Source organism: Acidovorax sp., assembly GCF_047607405.1.
Classification (GTDB): domain Bacteria; phylum Pseudomonadota; class Gammaproteobacteria; order Burkholderiales; family Burkholderiaceae_C; genus Acidovorax.
Window position 1 is genome coordinate 1 of sequence record NZ_JASGDA010000120.1, and the last position, 14,344, is coordinate 14,344.

Here is a 14,344-nt window from a genome sequence, read left to right on the forward strand (position 1 = left end):
CCGGCGCCCAGGTGGCGGGCGGCTGCGCGCCGTGGATGGGCAGCGCGGGCGCGTCGCCGGGCAGGCTGCGCAGCAGGCTGGTGGCGAGCTGCGCGAGCGCGGCGGTGTCCAGCGGCGAAGCAGTCTGCGGTGTGGGAATGGGTGTGGTGACGCTCAAGACGCTTCCCCTTTACTTGTAGGTATCGAGCGCCGAGTAGTCGTGGTAGCGGTCGATGCGCACGTCGTCGAGCACCGCCAGCGCATCGGGCGTGAGCACGGCCAGCGAGCAGTACAGCGAGATCAGGTACGAGCTGATCGCCTGGTCGTTGATGCCCATGAAACGCACCGACAGCCCCGGGCTCTGCTCGCCCGGCAGCCCCGGCTGGAACAGGCCGACGACGCCCTGGCGCCGGTCGCCCACGCGCAGCAGGATGATGCTGCTCTTGCCGTCGGCCACGGGGACCTTGTCCGAAGGGATCAGCGGCACGCCGCGCCAGGTGATGAACTGCGAGCCGAACAGGCTGACCGTGGGCGGCGGCGTGCCGCGGCGCGTGGCCTCGCGGCCAAAAGCGGCGATGGTCAGCGGGTGGGCCAGGAAGAACGCGGGTTCCTTCCACACCTTGGTCAGCAGTTCGTCCAGGTCGTCGGGCGTGGGGGCGCCGCTGTCGTTCAGGGGCAGGATGCGCTGCTCGTCCGCCACCTGGGCCAGCAGGCCGTAGCCCGCGTTGTTGATGAGTTCGCTCTCCTGGTTCTCCTTGATCGTCTCGATGGTCAGGCGCAGCTGCTCCTTGATCTGGTCGTGCGGGCTGCTGTAGAGGTCGGAGATGCGCGTGTGAACGTCCAGCACCGTCGAGACGGCATTCAGGAAGTACTCGCGCGGGGCCTCGTCGTAATCGACGAAGGTGCGCGGCAGCTGGTTCTCGAACTGCTTGGACGTGCAGGTGACCTTGATGTCCTCGGGGTTCTTGACCTGGTTGACGCGGTAGATGCCCGCCTCCACCGGCACCCATTGCAGCAGGTGCGTGAGCCAGCGCGGCGTGATGGTGGAGAGCTGGGGCGCGGTCTTGGTGGCGTTGGCCAACTGGCGGGCGGCGTTGTCGCCCAGGGTGTGCAAAGTAGTCATGGAATGGCAGCTTCTGGCTGTGGTTGGTGGAAAGTGGGTGATTGGGCGGCCTGCTGCACCGTGGCCTGCGTGACGTGGGCGCCGGGCGGCACGTCTTCGGTCACCCAGACGTTGCCGCCGATGACCGCGCCGTGGCCGATGGTCACGCGCCCGAGGATGGTGGCCCCGGCGTAGATGACCACGTCGTCCTGCACGATGGGGTGGCGCGGCCAGCCTTTTTGCAGGTGGCCCTGGGCGTCGCGCGGAAAGCGCTTGGCACCCAGCGTCACCGCCTGGTAGATGCGCACGTTGCGGCCCAGCACCGCGGTTTCGCCGATCACCACGCCCGTGCCGTGGTCGATGAAGCAGCCCGCGCCGATGCGCGCGCCGGGGTGGATGTCGATGCCCGTCTGGCCGTGCGCCAGCTCGGCGGCGATGCGCGCGAGCAGCGGCAGCTCCAGCGCGTAGAGCGTGTGGGCGATGCGGTGGTGGATCAGCGCATGCACGCCGGGGTAGCTCAACACCACTTCATCGACGCTCTGCGCCGCCGGGTCGCCGTGGAAGGCGGCCAGCACGTCCTCATCGAGCTGCTGGCGCAGCGCGGGCAATGCCTCGCTGAACGCGCGCACGGCCTGGGCGGCTCGCTCGTCCACGTCGTCGCTGCCCTTGCGGTAGCGCAGCTCGATGCGCGCCTGCGCCAGCAGTGCCTGCAAGGCCGTGTCCAGCGTGTGGGCGATGTAGAAGTCCTCGCCCGCCTGCCGCAGGTCGGGCGGCCCCAGGCGCAGCGGATACAGCACGCCCTTGAGCGCGTCCACGGCGCGCGCCACCGCGTCGCGCGAGGGAAACTCGCGGTGCGTGGTGTCGGTGCGGCCCTGCTGGGTGCGCCACTGCTCGCGCACCTCGCGCAGCGCGGCCACGATGTGGGGGATGGGAAAGTCGCTCATGGTTTTAAGGTCGAATCAGCCCGCAGCGCTTGCTGGAAAAGCGCTGGCAGCTATCGTTTTTGAGTTTCAATCTTGTATCCAGGGCAGGCCGTGGAAGCGCCAGCCGTTGAAGCGCCCGCGCTGCTGCGCGTCGTCCAGGTCGCCCTCGAAGCCCTCGCTCACGTTCAGCACGTTGGCCAGGCCCGCCTTGGCCGCCTCCTGCGCGGCCAGAGCCGAGCGCTTGCCGCTGCGGCAGATCAGCAGCACGGTGGTGGGCTGCGGCTGCTTGGCGATGAGCGCGCCCAACTCGCGCACGAAGCGCGGGTTGCGCGACAGCGCGGTGCCCGTGGCCCAGGGCACGTGCGCGCTGCCGGGTACGTGGCCGACGAACTTGCGCTCCTCGGCGGTGCGCACGTCCACCAGCAGCGCCCTGCCCTCGCTCACAAGCTGCCACGCGCGCCGGGGCGCAACGGTGCCGTCATCCTGCGCATGCGCGGCGGCTTCTTGCAAGGTGTAGTGGTGGGAGTAGTCCGTCATGGCCGTGGGTCGAATGCGGTGGTGATGCACTGCATGGTGCGCGCCGGGCCACGGCGCAACAACGAACGAAAAACGGCTTGCTTATGCGGAAAACGAGCAAGGGCGGCGCACCAGATAATCCGCGCCAACTCTTGAAAGCAAAGGAAACCACCATGGCCCAAGCCCGAGGCAGCACCCTGACCGTGTTCGCCATGCTCCTGGTCGTGCTCGTCATCGGCGCCAAGATGCTGTGGCGCGGCCAGGCGCAGTTGCACCAGGCGCAAGACACGGCGCGGCAGTCCGCCCCGCTCGAATGGCCTCCGCGCCCGGCACCCGCGAGCGATGCGGTCTGCCATACCGTCAAGCTGACGACCGCGCAGGCCAACAAGGCGATGGAAGACGGCTACGCCATCGACCCCTCGCGCCGCTGCATCACCCGCGAGGCGCAGGCCGCCCACGACCAGGCGCAGCAGCGCTGGCAGCAGGCACGCGACCAGCGGGCCGAGGACGAGCGCAAGCAGGCGCTGGAACGCAAGCTGCAAGCCGAACTGCAACAAACCCTCGACCAGCAGGTGGAGCGCGGCGCCGTCGCGCTGGAAAACCTGGCGCAAGCCCGCGCGGGCAAGGCCACGCACATCCAGTCGGCACTGCTGCCAGCGGCCCGCACGGCACCCACGCCACTACCGCAGCCGCCCGCATCGCTGTTCGTGCCCATGCCCTACCAAAGCCAGGGCCTCACGCTGGCCGCCTTCGCCACACCCGACCCGCGCGACGGCCAGCGCCACCCGGTGATGGTCTGGCTGACCGGCGGCGACAGCAACACGCTGGGCGACTTCTGGAGCGAAGGCGGCGCGCACAACGACCAGAGCGCCAGCGCCTTCCGCAAGGCGGGCATGGTGATGGTGTTCCCCACGCTGCGCGGCGGCAACGCCAACCCCGGCGAGCGCGAATATTTCTGGGGCGAGGTGGATGACGTGGTGGCCGCCATCGCGCAGGCGGCGCGGCTGCCCTATGCTGACCCGCAGCGCATCTACCTGGGCGGCCACAGCACGGGCGGCACACTGGCCCTGCTGGCGGCGGCGACGGGGCTGCCGGTGCGCGGCGTGTTCGCCTTCGGCCCCGTGGCCGACCCCAAGGGCTACCAGTGGCCCGTGCGCTGGAAGGACTTGAGCGCCGAGGAACTGCGGTTGCGCTCGCCCGTGCATTGGCTGCATGCAGTGAAAGCGCCTACGTGGATCATCGAAGGGGCCGATGCGCCCGGTAACCGGGGCAGCCTGGAAGAGCTGTGCGCCGCGCGCAAGTCTGCACAAGTGCATTGCGCGCTGGTGGCGGGCAAGGATCATTTCTCGGTGCTGCAGCCCGCCACGCGCACCCTTGCCGCTCAACTGGTGATGGGGCAGGAGCCGAGGCTGGAGTCGCTGCCGCTGCGGGCGTCAGCGGATGGCGTGCGTTGACAGGCCGGAATTCAGTCTGTATTGTGGCCGTACCGTTCTTGTGGAACCGCCATGTCACTCGCAGAGCAAATCAAGCCCATCACCTACCTGAAATCCAACGCGGCAGACATCGTGCGGGACTTCGCCGTCAACCCCGAGCCGATCATCATTACCCAGAACGGCGAGGCCAAGATGGTGGTGATGGACATTGCCGAATACGAGAAGCAGCAGGAAACCCTGGCGCTGCTCAAGCTGCTGGCGTTGGGGCGGCGCGAGCTCAAGGAAGGCCAATTCAGCGATGCGAAGGCGTTCCTGGACGAGATGGACGACTGACCCGTGGCGCGCAGCATCGTCATCCTGGGCAGCGCCAAGGAAGAATTCAAGGCCATCAAAAGCCGCGTCAAGAGCGAATTCGGCGACAACATCTGGAACACCGTCAACGCCGAATACAAGAAGGCGTTCGATCGCATCCAGAACCGTCCCGAGCTGGGCCGCCACATCGACGAACTGCGGGACCTGGGCGTCGCCAACGTCCGCTACCGGCTGGTGCGGCAGACCCGGGTGGTGTACGAGTTCGACGATGCGCAGGCCATCGTCCACATGTTCATCCATACCCGGCGCGATTTCAGGACGCACCTGCTCCAGCGGCTGCTGCACCACTGAGCTTCGCGTCCTGCATCGCCCGCTCCACCACCTCCCGCGTCAGCGTGGGCACGAAGCTCTCGATGAACGCATAGGCATAGCCCCGCAGCCACGCACCGCGCCGCAGCGCCAGGCGGGTGAGGTTCACCTCGAACAGGTGCCGCGCGTCGATGGCGCGCAGGTGGCGGTCGCGTTCGGCGTCGAAGGCGATCGAAGCGATGATGCCCACGCCCATGCCCAGCTCCACGTAGGTTTTGACCACGTCGGCGTCCATGGCGGTGAGCACGATGTCGGGCGCCAGGCCCGCGCGGGCAAACGCCTCGTCGATGTGGGCGCGACCCGTGTAGCCCTGCTCGTAGGTGACCAGCGGGTAGCGCGCCAGGGCCGCGAGCGACAGCGGCGCGGGCTCGTCCAGCAGCGGGTGGCCGGGCGGCACGACGATGCTGTGCGACCAGCGGTAGCACGGCAGCGTGGCCAGGCGCTCGTAGCCCGCCAGCGCCTCGGTGGCGACGCCGATGTCGGCCTCGCCGGACAGCAGCATCTCGGCCACCTGGCGCGGCGAACCCTGGTGCAGGTGCAGCGACACGCCGGGGTACAGCGTGCGAAAGTCGCGCACCACCTGCGGCAGGGCGTAGCGCGCCTGTGAGTGCGTGGCCGCCACCGACAGGCCGCCGCGCTCGCTGGCGGTGAAGTCCTCGCCCGCGCGCTTCAAGTTCTCGGCTTCGAGCAGCAGGCGCTCCACGATGGGCAGCAGCGCCTCGCCGGGCGGGGTCAGGCCCGTGAGGCGCTTGCCCGCGCGCACGAAGATTTCCACGCCCAGCTCGTCCTCCAACTCGCGGATCTGGCGGCTCACGCCGGGCTGCGAGGTGTAGAGCATGTTGGCGACTTCGGTCAGGTTGAAGCCGCGCCGCACCGTCTCGCGCACGGAGCGCAGTTGCTGGAAATTCATTTCAAACTATCGTTTTCATAGCTGCCAGCGCTTATCCAGCAAGCGCTGGAGGCCAATTTGGCTCAAAGCTTGGCGATGGACACCTCGGTGGACTTGACCAGCGCCACGACCTCGGAGCCGATGGCGAGTGCCAGTTCATCGACGGAGCGCGTGGTGATGACCGAGGTGACGATGCCCCAGGGCGTCTCCACATCGACTTCAGAGACGACATCGCCCCGGATGATTTCGCGCACTTTGCCCTTGAACTGGTTGCGCACGTTGATGGCTTGGATGGACATGGTTTCTTACTCCTGTGGTTGATAAAAAATTCAGACAGCCCAGCGCAGGCCATGGGCGGGCACGCCGGGCCAGTGGGGTTCGGGCGTGGGCTCCACGTCCGGCTTTTGCAGCACGCGGTCGAGGATGCGTTTCTCCAGTGCCGCGAAGGCCGCGTCGCCATGCACGCGCGGGCGCGGCAGGTCGATGGCCTGGTCGAGCGCGATGCGCCCGTCCTCGATCAGGATCACGCGGTCGGCCAGGGCCACGGCCTCCTGCACGTCGTGCGTGACCAGGAGCGCGGTAAAGCCGCTGGCGCGCCACAGCCCTTCGATGAGGCGGTGCATCTCGATGCGCGTGAGGGCATCGAGCGCGCCCAGCGGCTCGTCGAGCAGCAGCAGGCGCGGTTCGTGGACCAGCGCGCGCGCCAGGGCCACGCGCTGGCGCTGGCCGCCCGACAGGCGCGCGGGCCATTCGGCCAGCCGGTCGCCCAGGCCCACGCGGGCCAGCACGTCCGCCGCCGCGCCGCGCCGCTCGGGCGGCAGGCCCAGGGCCACGTTGTCGGCCACGCGCTTCCAGGGCAGCAGGCGTGCGTCCTGGAACATGATGCGGGTGCCGCCCGAGAGGCCCGCCACGTCCTGGCCGTCGATGCGGATGGCGCCGCTGGTGGCCGATTCCAGCCCGGCCACCAGGCGCAGCAGCGTGCTCTTGCCGCAGCCGCTGCGGCCCACGATGGCGACGAACTGGCCGGGTTCGATGGTGAGGTCGGCCTTTTTCAGCACGTCGCGCGCGCCGTAGCGCTTGTCCACGCCGCGCACTTCCAGGCGCACGCCTTGGGGGGTTTTCGTTGTGGGTGCGGTCATGGCGTCAGGCTCCGGGCTGGAACAGGGGCACGTCCAGCGCGTTCACGCGCCGGGGTAAAAGCTTTTCGGCCAGAAAGGCGTCGGCAATGCGCTGCTGCTCGGTCAAGGCGGACGCGATCACGGGGCGCACCGCGTAGCTGCGGCGGCTGTTGGCCAGCTCGACCACGGCGGCGTCCAGCCCCCACACGGGCGCCAGCAGCGCGGCGGCGTCCTGCGGGCTTTGCTTGACCCACTGGCCCGCCTTGCGCAGTTCGGCGAAGAACACGCGCAGCACGTCGGGCCGGGCCTGGGCATAGGGCGTGCCCGCCAGGTAGTAGCGCTGGTACGAGGCCAGCCCGCTGCCGTCGGCCAGCACGCGCACCTGCGACTGCTTTTGCACAGCGGCCAGGAACGGGTCCCACACCACCCAGGCGTCGATGGCGCCGCGCTCGAAGGCGGCGCGGCCGTCGGCAGGGGCCAGGTAGGCGGGCTCGATGTCCTTGAACGACAGGCCCGCCTTTTCCAGCGCGGCGATCAGCAGGTAATGCACGCCTGCGGCCTTGGCGAAGCCGATCTTCTTGCCCTTGAGGTCGGCCACGGCCTTGATGGGCGAGTCGGCCCGCACCACGATGGCCTGGGCCGAGGGCGAAGGCGCCTCCTGCGCCACGAAGGTCAGTTGCGCGCCCGCCGCCTGGGCGAACACGGGCACGGTGTCGGCCACGTCGGCGCTCACGTCGATGTTGCCCAGGTTCAGCGCTTCGAGCAGGGGCAGGCCGCTGGTGAACTCGTGCCAGCTCAGCTTGACGTTCAGCGGCGCGAGCAGCGGCTCCAGCGTGCCGCGCGTGCGCAGCACGGTGGCCAGCGTGGACGACTTTTGCAGGCCGATGCGCAGGGTCTGCGGCTTGCCCTGCGCGGCGGCCAGGCCGCTGGACAGGGCCGCGAGCGCGCCCAGCACGATGCGGCGGTTGGTTTGGAAGGGTGTGGTCATGGCGGTCAAAAGAATCCAGGGTGAATCAGGCGCTTTGATAGCCGGGGTGCCAGCGCAGCCAGTAGCGCTCCAGCCCCTTGGCAAACACGTCGGCCAGCTTGCCCAGCAGGGCGTAGAGCAGGATGCCCACGAGCACGATGTCGGTCTGCAGGAACTCGCGGGCGTTCATGGTCAGGTAGCCGATGCCCGCCTGCGCGGAGATGGTCTCGGCCACGATCAGGATCACCCACATCAGGCCCAGCGAAAAGCGCAGCCCGACCAGGATGGACGACAGCGCGCCGGGCAGGATGATCTGCCGGTACAGCTGCCAGCGCGTGAGGCCGTAGGTGCGGCCCATCTCGATCAGCCCCGGGTCCACGTTGCGGATGCCGTGGAAGGTGTTGAGGTAGATGGGAAAGAACACCGACACGGCGATGAGGAACAGCTTGGCCGATTCGTCAATGCCGAACCACAGGATGACGAGCGGGATCAGCGCCAGCGCCGGGATGTTGCGCACCATCTGCACGGTGGAGTCGAACAGCGTCTCGAACAGCCGGACCGAGCCGGTGAGCAGGCCCAGCAGCAGGCCCAGCCCGCCGCCGATGGCCAGCCCGGCGAGCGCGCGGCCCGCGCTGACCTTGACGTGCGTCCACAACTCGCCCGATGCGGTGAGCGTCCACGCGGCGCGCACCACGTCGATGGGCGCGGGCAGCACGCGGGTGGAAAGCCAGCCTTGCGACGAGGCGATCTGCCACAGCGCGATCAAGGCCACGGGCACGGCCCAGGGCAGCAGGCCGTTGAGGATGCGCGCCACGGGGAAGGGCGTCAGCGGCCCTTCGAGGGGCGTGTCGGCCAGGGGTGAGGTGGTCAGCTCGCGGAGGGTGTTTTGCAGGGTCATGGTCGGCTCCTGGTCAGCTTTGCGATGCGCGCGGCACGAAGTCGTTGGCCACGGTTTCACCGAACGGGCCCAGCGGGTTGCCGCCCGCGAGTTTTTCGCGCACGGACAGCGGCAGCAGCGGGAACACCAGCTCGGCAAAGCGGTACGCCTCTTCCAGATGCGGGTAGCCCGAGAGCACGAAAGTGTCGAGCCCCAGCGCCGCGTATTCCTGGATGCGCGCGGCCACGGTCTCGGGGTCGCCCACCAGGGCCGTGCCCGCGCCGCCGCGCACCAGGCCCACGCCGGCCCACAGGTTGGGGCTGATCTCCAGGTCGGCCCGTGAGCGCTTGGCGCCGCCCGCGTGCAGCCGGGCCATGCGGCGCTGGCCTTCGGAATCCATGCGGGCGAACACGGCCTGGGCGCGGGCCACGGTCTCGTCGTCCACGTGGCTGATGAGCTTGTCGGCGGCGGCCCAAGCTTCAGCGTCCGTCTCGCGCACGATGACGTGCAGGCGGATGCCGAACCTGACCGTGCGGCCCCGCTGGGCGGCGCGCTCGCGCACGTCAGCCACTTTCTTCGCCACCTCGGCGGGCGGTTCGCCCCAGGTCAGGTAGGTCTCGACCTGCTCCGCCGCCAGCTCGTGCGCGGCGTCGGACGAGCCGCCGAAGTACACCGGCGGGTGCGGCCGCTGCAAGGGCGGGAACAGCAGCTTGGCGCCCTTGACCGACAGGTGCTTGCCCTCGTAGTCCAGGCTGCCGCCGTCGTGGCTGCGCGCCAGGATTTCGCGCCAGATGCGGATGAACTCCGCCGACTGCTCGTAGCGCGCCGCGTGGTCCAGGAACACGCCGTCGCCCTCCAGCTCGGCTTGGTCGCCGCCCGTCACCAGGTTGATGAGCAGGCGCCCGCCCGAGAGGCGATCGAACGTGGCCGCCATGCGCGCCGCCAGGCTGGGCTGGTGCAGCCCGGGGCGCACGGCCACCAGGAACTTGAGCCGCTTGGTGACCGGCAGCAGGCTGGACGCGATGACCCACGGGTCTTCGCACGAGCGGCCCGTGGGGATGAGCACGCCCTCGTAGCCCAGGCTGTCCGCCGCCACCGCCACCTGCTGGAGGTAGTCGTGGCTCAGTTGCCGGGCCCCCTTGGCGGTGCCCAGGTAGCGGCTGTCGCCGTGGGTGGGGATGAACCAGAAGATTTGCATGGTGGATCACCGTTCGTTGTCAGTAGGAAAAAGCCAGGCCGTAGCCCTCTTGCAGGAAACCGAAACGCAACGGGCAAGGCTGCCCCCGCTGCGCCCGGCTGCCAATGCCGCGCACGCGCAGCGGCGTGGGCAGGCCCCACGCCTGGGCGGTGGTGCGCAGCATGCGCCGCGCATGCTGGTCGATGAAGCCCGCGCTCATGCGCCCCTCCAGGCCGAGCCCTGAACCAGGCGGCGGGTAGCGGAAATCAAGGTCATGCCGTTCTCCTCGCGTTCAGTGCTTGGCTTCCACCAGCACGGCATCACTGACCTGGATGGCCTTGGGGATCAGCTTCAGCTCGAAGAAGGTGTCGGCGATCCGTTGCTGGTCGGCCGCCACGGCGGGCGTGATGGGCTTGACGTTGAACGCCTGCCGCTGCAAGGCCAGCTCCACCACTTCCACCGGCAGGCCTTGCAGCGGCGCGATCTGCGCTGCGGCCTGCTTCAGGTGGGCCTTGAGCCATTCGCCGTCTTCCACCGAGGCGGCAAACAGGGCCTGGATGACCTGGGGGTTCTTGGCGGCGTAGTCGCGCTGGGCCAGGTAGTACTGGTGGTTGTTCACCGCGCCCGTGCCGTCGGCCAGCACGCGGGCGCCGATCTGCTTTTCAGCCGCAGCCAGGAACGGGTCCCAGATCACCCAGGCATCGACATTCTTGCTCTCGAACGCGGCGCGGGCGTCGGCGGGGGGCAGATAGACCACTTGCAGGTCAGAGAGCTTGAGGCCCGCCTTCTCGACCAGCCTGGCCAGCAGGTAATGCACGTTGCTGCCCTTGTTGAGCGCGACCTTCTTGCCCTTGAGTTCGGCCACCGACTGGATGGGCGAGTCCTTGCGCACCACGATGGCCTCGGCGCGCGGCGAGGCGGGGTCGTTGCCGATATAGACGAACTGAGCGCCCGCCGCCTGCGCGAAGATGGGCGGGGCTTCGCCCACGTAGCCCACGTCTACCGCGCCCACGTTCAGCCCTTCGAGCAGTTGCGGGCCTGCGGGGAACTCGACCCACTTCACAGTCACGCCCAGCGGCTGGAGCTTTTTCTGAAGCGAGCCCGTGGCCCGCTGCAGCGTGTGCAGCGCCGAGGATTTCTGGATGCCGATGCGCAGCTCGCCCGGCTTGCCCTGCGCATGCACGGGCTGGGCGAGCAGGAAGGCAGCGGACAGCACGAAGGCAGCGGACAGCACGAAGGCAGTGAACGCCAGGAAGCCGATGAACAGCCCGCGCAGGGCGCGCAGCCGGGTGGGGGTTGGGTGGATTGCGGTGGTCATGGAACGGTGTCTTTCTGGGCAAGTACGGGCGCGGTGCGCGGGCAAGGCTTCGCCCCGCCCCTGCGCGAGGGGTTCAAAAAGAAATCAAGGGGGAGAAAACGCGCTGCTAGACGCTACAGCGCACCTGCGAGAAATGCACCGGCGCGAACTGCGCGGACGCTGGCGCATGCGTGGGCCGCAGCGTCTCGGTCACGAGCACCTGCACGGCGTCATCGAGCCGGGCGGAAATCTCGTCCTGCACGTGGTAGGCGCCTTCAGGGGTCAGCGCCACCTGCGCGTCGGTGGCGTAGATGCCGGGCAGGATGTGCTTGGCGCCCAGCGACTGCAGCACGGGCCGCAGCGCGTAGTCCAGCGCCAGCATGTGGTGCGGGCTGCCGCCGGTGGCCAGCGGCAGCACCGTCTTGCCCTTCAGGGCCGTCTGCGGCAGCAGGTCCAGAAAGACCTTGAGCACGCCGCTGTAGGCCGCCTTATAGACGGGCGTCGCCACCACCAGCACCCGCGCGCGCGCCACCTGCTCGGCGGCGCCCACCACCGTGGGGTGGCCGAAGTCGGCCAGCAGCAGCGCCTGCGGGTTCAGGTTGCGGATGTGCAGGCGCTCGACCAGCGCGCCGCGCCCGGCCAGGCGCTGGCCCACGGATTCGAGCAGCGCGGCGGAGCGCGAGCGTTCGGACGGGCTGCCCGCGATCAAGAGGATGGACATGGCGGTTTGCTTCTATTTTTATAGCTACTGGCGCTTGTCAGATAAGCGCCAGAGGCCAATTTGACTCTTATTTCTTGGTGTAGATCTGGTCGAAGCTGCCGCCATCGGCAAAGTGCTTGCCCGCGTTGTCCCAGCCGCCGAACGCCTGGTCGATGGTGAACAGCGCCAGCTTGGGGAACTGCGGCGCGTACTTGGCGCGCGCCTTCTCGGACACGGCGGGGCGGTAGAAGTGCTTGCCCGCGATGTCCTGGCCTTCCTCGCTGTACAGGTACTGCAGGTACGCCTCGGCCACCTTGCGCGTGCCCTTCTTGTCCACGTTCTTGTCCACCACGGCGACCGTCGGCTCGGCCAGGATGGAGATCGAGGGCACGACGATCTCGAACTTGTCGGCGCCGAACTCCTTGAGCACCAGGAAAGCCTCGTTCTCCCAGGCCAGCAGCACGTCGCCCACCGCGCGCTGCGCAAAGGTGATGGTGGAGCCGCGCGCGCCCGTGTCCAGCACCGGCACGTTGGCGTACACCTTGCGCACGAAATCCTTGGCCTGCTCCTCGCCGCCGAACTTGCGCTTGCCGTACTCCCACGCCGCCAGGTAGTTCCACTGCGCGCCGGCCGATGTCTTGGGGTTGGGCGTGATCACGGCCACGCCGGGCTTGGCGATGTCATCCCAGTCCTTGATGCCCTTGGGATTGCCCTTGCGCACCAGGAACACGATGGTCGATGTATAGGGCGCCGCGTTGTGCGGCAGGCGCTTTTGCCAGTCCGGCGCCACCCAGCCGCCGTTCTTGACCAGCGCGTTGATGTCGGGCGCCAGGCCCAGCGTGGCCACGTCGGCGTCCAGCCCGTCGATGATGGAGCGCGCCTGCTTGCCCGAGCCGCCGTGGCTTTGCTTGATGGTCACGTCCTGGCCGGTCTTGCCCTTCCAGTGCTTGGCGAAAGCCTGGTTGAACTCCACGTACAGCTCGCGCGTCGGGTCATACGACACATTGAGCAGCGTCACGCCTTGAGCGAACGACGGCACCGCCGCCAGGGCCAAACTGCCCGCCAGGACGGCGGCGAGGGGAAACTTGATAAAGTCGCGGCGAAATTTCATGGAGTGCTTTCAGGGTGCGTTGAATGTCGATGCAGCGGATTCTGAAACCCATCTTTCAAAACTGGAACAACTAAGATTTCAGTTTTAAACAACCAAAACATCTAAGGAAACCTTCCCCATGGCACGCACCGTTCACTGCATCAAGCTCGGCAAGGACGCCGAGGGCCTGGACTTTCCGCCCTACCCCGGCGAGCTGGGCAAGCGCATCTGGGAAAGCGTCAGCAAGGAAGCCTGGGCAGGCTGGCTCAAGCACCAGACCATGCTGGTGAACGAAAACCGCCTGAACCTGGCCGACGCCCGCGCGCGGCAGTACCTGGCGCGGCAGATGGAAAACCACTTCTTTGGGGGCGGCGCGGATGCTGCGGCGGGCTATGTGCCGCCCAGCGCCTGAAGCAGCCATCCACCGTGTCCGAGCCCATTGACTGGCTCCCCGACGGCACGCCCTACAGCCCCCGCTTCGGCGACCGCTACCACAGCGAAAGCGGCTTGTCCCAGGCGCGCGACGTGTTCCTGCACGGCTGCGGCCTGCCCGGCGCCTGGGCGGGCCAGCGCCAGTGGCGCATTCTGGAAACCGGCTTCGGCCTGGGCCTGAACTTCCTCGCCACCTGGGCCGCCTGGCGCGCCGACCCTGAACGGCCCGCGCTGCTGCATTTCGTGTCCACCGAAGCCTGGCCTGTGGCCGCCGATGCGCTGCTGCAGGCGCACAGCGGCGGCGAACTCGCCCCGCTCGCGAACGAACTCGCCGCGCAGTTCTGGGGCCTGCTGCCCGGTGTGCATCGCCTGGCCTTCGACGGCGGGCGCGTGCTGCTCACCCTGCTCATCGGCGACACCCAGGCCCTGCTGCGCCAGCAGCAGGGCGTGCTGGTGGCGGACAGCGTCTATCTGGACGGCTTCAGCCCCCGCCGCAACCCCGGCATGTGGGACGCCGACACCTTGCGCGCCGTGGCGCGCTGCTGCCGCCGCGGCACGCGCCTGGCGACCTGGAGCGTGGCGGCCAGCGTGCGCCAGGGCCTCCTGCAAAACGGTTTTGCCGTGCAGCGCGTACCCGGCGTTCCGCCGAAACGCGCCAACCTGCACGCCACCTTCGACCCCCGCTGGGAGCCGCGCGGCGCACTGCCCCAGGCGTATGCAGGCGAGCGCCGCTGCCTCGTCATCGGCGCGGGCCTCGCGGGCGCGAGCGTGGCCGCCAGCCTGGCGCGGCGCGGCTGGCAGGTCGAGGTACTCGACCAGGGCAGCGCCCCCGCCACGGGCGCATCGGGCCTGCCCGCCGGGCTGATCTGCCCCCACACCTCGCCCGACGACGGCCAGTTGTCGCGCACCACGCGCGCCGGGGCGCGCACCACGCTGCACTGGGCAGGCGCGCTGCTGCGCGCGGGCGAGGACTGGGCGGAAAGCGGCGTGCTGGAGCACTGCGTGGACGGCAGGCTGGCCCTGGGCGAAGGCTGGCTGCACGGCCCCGGCGCCGACTGGAGCCGCCCCGCCACGCCCGCGCAACTGCAAGCCGCGCACCTGCCGCCCGGCACCCCGGCCTGCTGGCACGCCCGCGCGGGCTGGCTGCGCCCGGCCCGGCTCGC

General features: G+C 69.0%; 18 protein-coding genes. 5 read left to right on the forward strand and 13 right to left on the reverse strand.

Going from position 1 to position 14,344, the window contains the following annotated elements; translation table 11 throughout:
* Positions 1-169 precede the first annotated feature (169 nt).
* From QM569_RS14370 to QM569_RS14380, 3 genes are all read right to left on the reverse strand, one after another.
* Positions 170-1,102: a family 2A encapsulin nanocompartment shell protein gene (locus tag QM569_RS14370; RefSeq protein ID WP_414987917.1), complete on the reverse strand. Its 933-nt coding sequence runs from the start codon at positions 1,100-1,102 to the stop codon at positions 170-172.
* On the reverse strand, positions 1,099-2,025 hold the full coding sequence (epsC, locus tag QM569_RS14375; RefSeq protein ID WP_414987918.1) for a serine O-acetyltransferase EpsC: 927 nt from the start codon (positions 2,023-2,025) through the stop codon (positions 1,099-1,101). The genes QM569_RS14370 and epsC overlap by 4 nt, the downstream gene beginning before the upstream one ends.
* A 66-nt stretch (positions 2,026-2,091) precedes the next feature.
* On the reverse strand, positions 2,092-2,541 hold the full coding sequence (locus QM569_RS14380; protein ID WP_414987919.1) for a rhodanese-like domain-containing protein: 450 nt from the start codon (positions 2,539-2,541) through the stop codon (positions 2,092-2,094).
* 152 nt (positions 2,542-2,693) lie between these two features.
* Here QM569_RS14380 and QM569_RS14385 point away from each other — a divergent pair, with 152 nt between their 5' ends.
* The 3 genes from QM569_RS14385 to QM569_RS14395 are packed head-to-tail and all read left to right on the forward strand — an operon-like array spanning position 2,694 to position 4,616.
* Complete coding sequence (locus QM569_RS14385; RefSeq protein ID WP_414987920.1) at positions 2,694-3,974, forward strand: alpha/beta hydrolase family protein; 1,281 nt, start codon at positions 2,694-2,696, stop codon at positions 3,972-3,974.
* A gap of 51 nt (positions 3,975-4,025) precedes the next feature.
* The gene (locus tag QM569_RS14390) at positions 4,026-4,286 is read left to right on the forward strand and encodes a type II toxin-antitoxin system Phd/YefM family antitoxin (protein WP_414987921.1); all 261 of its coding nucleotides are present in this window, start codon (positions 4,026-4,028) and stop codon (positions 4,284-4,286) included.
* A 3-nt stretch (positions 4,287-4,289) separates the two neighbouring features.
* Positions 4,290-4,616, forward strand: a complete 327-nt coding sequence (locus QM569_RS14395) for a type II toxin-antitoxin system RelE/ParE family toxin (RefSeq protein WP_414987922.1) — start codon at positions 4,290-4,292, stop codon at positions 4,614-4,616.
* On the opposite strand, the gene QM569_RS14400 is transcribed toward QM569_RS14395, so the two are convergent.
* From QM569_RS14400 to QM569_RS14445, 10 genes are all read right to left on the reverse strand, one after another.
* Positions 4,579-5,544 (reverse strand): CysB family HTH-type transcriptional regulator, encoded by a 966-nt coding sequence (locus QM569_RS14400; RefSeq protein ID WP_414987923.1) that lies wholly within the window; start codon positions 5,542-5,544, stop codon positions 4,579-4,581. The genes QM569_RS14395 and QM569_RS14400 overlap by 38 nt on opposite strands.
* A 62-nt stretch (positions 5,545-5,606) precedes the next feature.
* Positions 5,607-5,822, reverse strand: a complete 216-nt coding sequence (locus tag QM569_RS14405; protein ID WP_414987924.1) for a TOBE domain-containing protein — start codon at positions 5,820-5,822, stop codon at positions 5,607-5,609.
* Between the two features lie 30 nt (positions 5,823-5,852).
* The gene (locus QM569_RS14410) at positions 5,853-6,662 is read right to left on the reverse strand and encodes an ATP-binding cassette domain-containing protein (RefSeq protein ID WP_414987925.1); all 810 of its coding nucleotides are present in this window, start codon (positions 6,660-6,662) and stop codon (positions 5,853-5,855) included.
* Between the two features lie 4 nt (positions 6,663-6,666).
* Complete coding sequence (locus QM569_RS14415) at positions 6,667-7,629, reverse strand: aliphatic sulfonate ABC transporter substrate-binding protein (protein ID WP_414987926.1); 963 nt, start codon at positions 7,627-7,629, stop codon at positions 6,667-6,669.
* Positions 7,630-7,654: 25 nt separating this feature from the next.
* Complete coding sequence (gene ssuC, locus QM569_RS14420; RefSeq protein ID WP_414987927.1) at positions 7,655-8,506, reverse strand: aliphatic sulfonate ABC transporter permease SsuC; 852 nt, start codon at positions 8,504-8,506, stop codon at positions 7,655-7,657.
* A 13-nt stretch (positions 8,507-8,519) separates the two neighbouring features.
* Positions 8,520-9,683, reverse strand: coding sequence for an FMNH2-dependent alkanesulfonate monooxygenase (gene ssuD / locus QM569_RS14425; RefSeq protein ID WP_414987928.1), 1,164 nt, complete (start codon positions 9,681-9,683; stop codon positions 8,520-8,522).
* Positions 9,684-9,702: 19 nt separating this feature from the next.
* The gene (locus QM569_RS14430) at positions 9,703-9,882 is read right to left on the reverse strand and encodes a hypothetical protein (RefSeq protein ID WP_414987929.1); all 180 of its coding nucleotides are present in this window, start codon (positions 9,880-9,882) and stop codon (positions 9,703-9,705) included.
* Between the two features lie 72 nt (positions 9,883-9,954).
* Entirely contained in the window at positions 9,955-10,980 is a 1,026-nt protein-coding gene (locus QM569_RS14435; protein WP_414987930.1) for a sulfonate ABC transporter substrate-binding protein, read from the reverse strand.
* Positions 10,981-11,086: 106 nt separating this feature from the next.
* Positions 11,087-11,680, reverse strand: a complete 594-nt coding sequence (gene ssuE, locus QM569_RS14440) for an NADPH-dependent FMN reductase (RefSeq protein ID WP_414987931.1) — start codon at positions 11,678-11,680, stop codon at positions 11,087-11,089.
* 67 nt (positions 11,681-11,747) lie between these two features.
* Entirely contained in the window at positions 11,748-12,770 is a 1,023-nt protein-coding gene (locus tag QM569_RS14445; RefSeq protein WP_414987932.1) for a sulfate ABC transporter substrate-binding protein, read from the reverse strand.
* A gap of 118 nt (positions 12,771-12,888) precedes the next feature.
* Between QM569_RS14445 and QM569_RS14450 the strand changes: the two genes are divergently transcribed.
* Positions 12,889-13,161 carry an oxidative damage protection protein gene (locus tag QM569_RS14450; protein WP_414987933.1) on the forward strand — a complete coding sequence of 91 codons (273 nt, stop codon included), beginning with the start codon at positions 12,889-12,891 and terminating at the stop codon, positions 13,159-13,161.
* Between the two features lie 14 nt (positions 13,162-13,175).
* A partial coding sequence (mnmD, locus tag QM569_RS14455; RefSeq protein WP_414987934.1) for a tRNA (5-methylaminomethyl-2-thiouridine)(34)-methyltransferase MnmD occupies positions 13,176-14,344 on the forward strand: 1,169 nt, incomplete at its 3' end.